The following is a 5,130-nucleotide window of genomic DNA, read 5'->3' on the forward strand; positions in this document are numbered from 1 at the left end:
CCGAGCTCTACGATGGCGACGGCGACTGGGCCACGGCCACCTTCTCGGTGAATCTGGCCAGCGACACGGTTCTCTGACAGGCGTGGCGAGCCCGCTCCTCGGAGCGGGCTCGCCCCGGCCCGGGGCGACCGGGACACCGGCGCCGCTCGCGATCAGGATCCAGTCGAGGCTCCGGCGGCGGCAGGTTTCCCGGGGGGGGCGCCGGCTCGGGCGGCATGGGGCTCGTCGTCGCGCCCCGTCGCGGCCGCGTCAGTCGTGAACCCTGCACGGCCGCCCGGCACTGCAGGCGGTCGCCTGCCAGTCCCGAAACCTGTGTGAACGGAAACCCTACCCGAGAGTGGTGGAGCTGAGGGGAATCGAACCCCTGACCTCGTCATTGCGAACGACGCGCTCTCCCAACTGAGCTACAGCCCCGCTCTCGGTAGAGGGCGCGGGTTATGGTCGGGCCGGGCCGCGGCGTCAAGCCGCCGTGCCGCGCCTTGTCCGGTCCCCGGGCGGCCACTAGCTTCCCCTCAACCAGAACCGCCAGGACCCCCCGCCAGATGCTGCTCGACGCCGTGTTCTTCCTCGTGCAGGCGGGGCTCGACCTGTTCTGGTGGGCCGTCCTGATCGCGGCGATCGTGCAGACGCTGATGTCCTTCGGCGTGCTCGACGGGCGCAACCGCATCGTCTGGACCATCGCCGATTTCCTCTACCGCGTGACCGAGCCGGCGCTGCGGCCCATCCGAAACCGCCTGCCCCACCTCGGCGGCGTGGACCTCTCTCCGCTGGTGCTGCTGCTCCTGATCACCGCCGTCTCGATCGGCGTCGGCGCCGTCCGGCGCTACATGATCATGTCGGGCTTCTATTTCTGACCCCCGCCCCGGAGGCCCGGCCGCGCCAGCGCGCCGCCTGACCAGGACCGACACACCGCATGACCGCCCGCCTCATCGACGGCAAGGCCGTCGCCGCAGACCTGCGCCGCGCCATCGCCGCCCGCGTCGCGGCGCTTCCCTTCAAGCCCGGCCTGCGCGTGGTGCGCGTCGGCGACGACCCGGCCTCCGGCGTCTATGTCCGCAACAAGGACAAGGCGGCGCAGGAGGTGGGCTTCGACAGCGCCACCATCCACTTGCCGGCAGAGACGACCGAGGGCGACCTGCTCGGCGTGGTGGCGCGGCTGAACGCCGACCCGGCGGTGGACGGGATCCTCGTCCAGCTGCCGCTCCCGCCCCAGATCCGTGCCGACCGGGTGATTTCCGCCGTCGCGCCGGAAAAGGACGTGGATGGCTTCCACCCGCTGAACGCCGGCCGCCTTGCCTCCGGCCAGCCCGGGCTCGTTCCCTGCACGCCGAAGGGGGCGATGCACCTGCTGCGCGCCGCCGGCTGCGCGCTGCCCGGCGCGCGCGCGGTGGTGCTCGGGCGCAGCAACATCGTCGGGCGGCCCATGGCGCAGCTTCTGCTCGCCGCCGACTGCACTGTGACGATCGTGCATTCGCGCACCCGCGACCTGCCGGCCGAGTGCCGGCGCGCCGAGATCCTGGTCGCCGCCGTCGGCCGGCCGGAGATGGTTAAGGGCGACTGGATCGCCGAAGGCTGCACGGTGATCGATGTCGGCATCAACCGCCTGCCCGACGGTCGGCTGGTGGGCGACGTGGAATTCGCAGCCGCTTCGCGCCATGCGGGCGCCATCACGCCCGTCCCCGGCGGCGTCGGCCCGATGACCATCGCCTGCCTGCTGGAGAACACGCTGGAGGCCGCGATCGCGCGCCGCGGCGCGTAGCGGTGGGGCCCGGCGGCCTCGTCATCGGCGGCGCCTTCGTCGCCATCTGGGCCTCGGCCTTCACCGTCGCGGGCGTGGTGGTGCGGGAATGGCCGCCGCTCTGGTCGCTCGCCATCCGCTTCGGCTGCACGGCGCCGATCCTGCTGCTGATCGCGCTGGCCTTCCGCTCTCGCCTGCCCTCGCGGCCGGATGCGGCGCGCGTCGCGCTGCTCGGGCTGTTCGGCATGGGCGGCTACCTGGCGCTCGCCTGGCTCGCCATGGCGCGCATCCCGACCGGCCTCGTCGCGCTGATCTGCGCCACCACGCCGCTGCTGATCGCGGCCGGCGAGAGCGCGATCCTGAAGAAGCCGCTGCCGCCGCTGGCCTGGGCCGGGCTTGCGATCGGCTGGTCGGGCGTCGCGCTGCTCGGCGGGCTGCGTGCGCTCGACGGGCTGGAGGCTGCCGAGGCCTCGGGCTTCGTGCTGGCGATTGGCGCGGCGGCGGCGCAGGCGGTCGGGCTGCTGATCTACGCGCCGGCCAAGGGCCGCGTGGACATGTGGGCCGCGAGCCTCGGCCAGACCGCGGTCTCCGCGCTGCTCTGCCTGCTGCTCGCGCTGCTGCTCGAAGGGGCGATGCCGCGTTCGGCGAGTTGGTTCACGCTCGGCGGGCTGTTCTGGTCGATGATCGTGGTCGGCATCGGCGGCTACGCGCTGTATTTCGTCATGCTGCGCCGCGTGCCGACCTCCACTGCCTCCGCGCTGCAATTGCTGGCGCCGCCCTTGGCCGCGGTGTTCGGCTGGGCGCTGCTGGGCGAGCGGCTCTATGTCAGCGACGTCGTCGGCGGGCTTCTGACGCTCGGTGGCCTCGCGCTGCTGCTGCGTGCCCGCGCGCATGCGCGGGGCTGACATGCCGTCCCCGCATTTGCTTCCGTGCGATCGCCGCCGCCAATCTCAGGCCATGATCCTGCGACGACGAGCTACCACCGACCGGGTCGCCTGACCCGCTTCAACCGCGCCCTTGCGGCGCGAGCGCTCGTTCGTGCCAGGATAGCTCCCATGTACACCCCGCCCGCCTTCCGTGTGGACGACCGCGCCTGGATCCACGGCTTCGTGGAGGCCAACGACTTCGGCACGCTGGTCACCGCCGCGCCGCTCATGGTCTCGCACCTGCCCTTCCACCTGATCCCGGGCGAGGGCGGCGCGCCGGATCGTCTGCTCTGCCATCTCGCCCGCGCCAATCCGCAATGGCGCGCCTTCGACGGCGCGGGCGCCGAGGCGCTTGCGCTGTTCCGCGGCCCGCATGCCTACGTCTCCTCCGCCTGGTACGGCGCGCATCCGGCGGTGCCGACCTGGAACTACGACGCCGTCCAGGCGCGCGGCCCGGCGACGCTGATCGAGGATGAGGACGAGATCGCGCGGCAGATGCGGGCCCTCGCCTTCCGCTACGAGCCCGATCCCGGCTTCGACATGGACGCGCAGCCTGCCGACTACATGGCGCGGATGTTCAAGGGGCTGGTCGGCGTCTCGATCGAGGTCGCGGAGTGGACGGGCAAGCGCAAGCAGAGCCAGAACCGTCCGCTGCCCGACCGGATCGCGGTGGCCGCGCAACTGGAGTCGCGCGGCGAGCACGCCGCCGCCGCCGCGCTGAAGGAGGCGAACGGGTTGTGAGCCGGGACGACCCTGACATCGTCGCGACCGGCTCGCGCCTGGTCTACGAGAACCGGTGGATGCGCGTGCGCGAGGACGCGATACGCCGCCGCGACGGCTCGGCCGGCATCTATGGCGTGGTCGAGAAGGACGATTTCGTGGTCGTCGTCCCGGTGCACGACGATGGCTCCGTCACCCTCGTCCAGCAGTTCCGCTATCCGGTCGGCGCGCGCCATTGGGAACTGTGCCAGGGCATGTGGGGCGGCCCTGATGCGGACCCGCGCCTCGCCGCCGCACACGAGCTGGTGGAGGAGACGGGGCTTGTCGCAGCGACGCTGACCGAGGCCGGCTTCCTCTGGAACGCCTACGGCACCATGCGCCAGGGCTACCGCATCTTCCTCGCCACCGGCCTCGCCGAAGGCGCGGCACGGCCGGAGCAGGAGGAGCAGGACCTGATCAGCCGCCGCTTCGCGCGCGCCGAGCTGGACCGCATGTTCCGCGAGGGCGAGATCCAGGACGACGTCAGCGTCGCCGCATGGGGCCTGCTGCTGATGAAGGGATTGGTCTGACGGGCCGTCGCGTTGCCTTCACGGACCCGTGCGCATAGCGTCCGGGGCGCTCATCCTGCGAGGTACGCCTTGTCCGTTTCGACCCATGGGCTACGGCGTGGTCCATGTCGGCGGATCATGCTGTAGCCTGTCGGCGCCTGGCCCGTGCGGAGCTTCGCCATGCCCGGATCGACCGCGTCGCCGCCGCCTTGTGTCGGCGTGTTCTTCATGGGCGATGCCGCGCATGCGAGCTTCGCCGGCTTCCGGCAGGGGCTGCACGACGCGGGGCTCGCCGAGGGGCGCGATATCCGGCTCGAGCCGCGCTTCACGACCGACCTCGCCCGCCTGCCCGCGCTCGCGGCAGAGCTCGTGGCCCTGCGCCCCGACGTGATCGCGGTCATCGGCGCGGTGGCGCTGCAGGCGCTGCGCCCGCTCGCCGAGGGCCTCCCGCTGGTCTTCACCGTGGTGCTCGACCCCGTCGCGGCCGGCCTTGTGCCGGACGCGTCCCGGCCTGGCGGCCTTGTCACCGGCGTGACCAATTTCGATCCGGCGCAGGCGCGCGCGCAGATCGGGCTGCTGAAGCAGGTCGTGCCGGGCATGACGCGGCTCACGATCCTGGGCGATGCAGACGTGCCGGACGCGTTGGCCCGCGCCAACCTCGCGGCGGCTCGGGCCGAGGAGGTGACGGCGCAGGTCATGTTGCTGCGCGATCCGGCTGACCTCGATGCGGCCTTCGCGGGCTTCCGCGAATGGGGCGCGCAAGCGTTGCTGGTGCTCGAGGTTCCCTTCTGCAACATCCATGGCCGCGCCATCGTGGACCGTGCCGTCGCGGCGCGGCTGCCGCACCTCTTCTTCCGCGACGGCGTGCGGCACGGGCCCATGCTGGCCTACGGCACGCGGCTCGGGGCGGCGGCCCAGCGCGCGGGTCGGCTCGTAAGTCGCATCCTGGAAGGTGAGCGGCCGGGCGAGATCGCCATCGAGACCGTCGCGGAGCCGGAACTTGTCGTGGACCGCGCCGTGGCGCAGCGGACCGGCTCGGTGATCCCGCCGGCGCTGCTCGCTGCCGCCCGGCAGGTCCTCGGGTAGCCCCCGAGGGGGAGGCCCCGGACCGGAGGGCCCGGGGCAGGCCCGGTCGGCTGGGTTCAGCCGACCGGAAGCCGGATCAGCCGCGCGCCCGCGGGGCCGGGGCCGGGGCGGG

General features: G+C 72.7%; 6 protein-coding genes and 1 tRNA gene. 6 read left to right on the forward strand and 1 reads right to left on the reverse strand.

Annotation, left to right across the window (positions count from 1 at the left end; all coding sequences use genetic code 11):
* Positions 1-338 precede the first annotated feature (338 nt).
* A tRNA-Ala gene (locus L2I40_RS18770) sits at positions 339-414 on the reverse strand.
* 128 nt (positions 415-542) lie between these two features.
* Here L2I40_RS18770 and L2I40_RS18775 point away from each other — a divergent pair.
* The 6 genes from L2I40_RS18775 (at position 543) to L2I40_RS18800 (ending at position 5,018) form a co-directional block, all read left to right on the forward strand.
* Positions 543-854 carry a YggT family protein gene (locus L2I40_RS18775; protein WP_237216712.1) on the forward strand — a complete coding sequence of 104 codons (312 nt, stop codon included), beginning with the start codon at positions 543-545 and terminating at the stop codon, positions 852-854.
* Positions 855-913: 59 nt separating this feature from the next.
* Complete coding sequence (gene folD / locus L2I40_RS18780) at positions 914-1,759, forward strand: bifunctional methylenetetrahydrofolate dehydrogenase/methenyltetrahydrofolate cyclohydrolase FolD (RefSeq protein WP_237216713.1); 846 nt, start codon at positions 914-916, stop codon at positions 1,757-1,759.
* 2 nt (positions 1,760-1,761) lie between these two features.
* The gene (locus tag L2I40_RS18785) at positions 1,762-2,643 is read left to right on the forward strand and encodes a DMT family transporter (protein WP_237216714.1); all 882 of its coding nucleotides are present in this window, start codon (positions 1,762-1,764) and stop codon (positions 2,641-2,643) included.
* Between the two features lie 150 nt (positions 2,644-2,793).
* Complete coding sequence (locus L2I40_RS18790) at positions 2,794-3,405, forward strand: FMN-binding negative transcriptional regulator (protein WP_237216715.1); 612 nt, start codon at positions 2,794-2,796, stop codon at positions 3,403-3,405.
* Positions 3,402-3,953: an NUDIX domain-containing protein gene (locus tag L2I40_RS18795; RefSeq protein WP_237216716.1), complete on the forward strand. Its 552-nt coding sequence runs from the start codon at positions 3,402-3,404 to the stop codon at positions 3,951-3,953. Before L2I40_RS18790 ends, L2I40_RS18795 begins: the two co-directional genes overlap by 4 nt.
* Positions 3,954-4,112: 159 nt before the next feature.
* Positions 4,113-5,018 carry an ABC transporter substrate-binding protein gene (locus L2I40_RS18800; protein ID WP_237216717.1) on the forward strand — a complete coding sequence of 302 codons (906 nt, stop codon included), beginning with the start codon at positions 4,113-4,115 and terminating at the stop codon, positions 5,016-5,018.
* Positions 5,019-5,130: the final 112 nt, after the last annotated feature.

Origin of the sequence: Falsiroseomonas oryziterrae (genome assembly GCF_021864505.1) — a bacterium.
Taxonomy (GTDB): domain Bacteria; phylum Pseudomonadota; class Alphaproteobacteria; order Acetobacterales; family Acetobacteraceae; genus Falsiroseomonas; species Falsiroseomonas oryziterrae.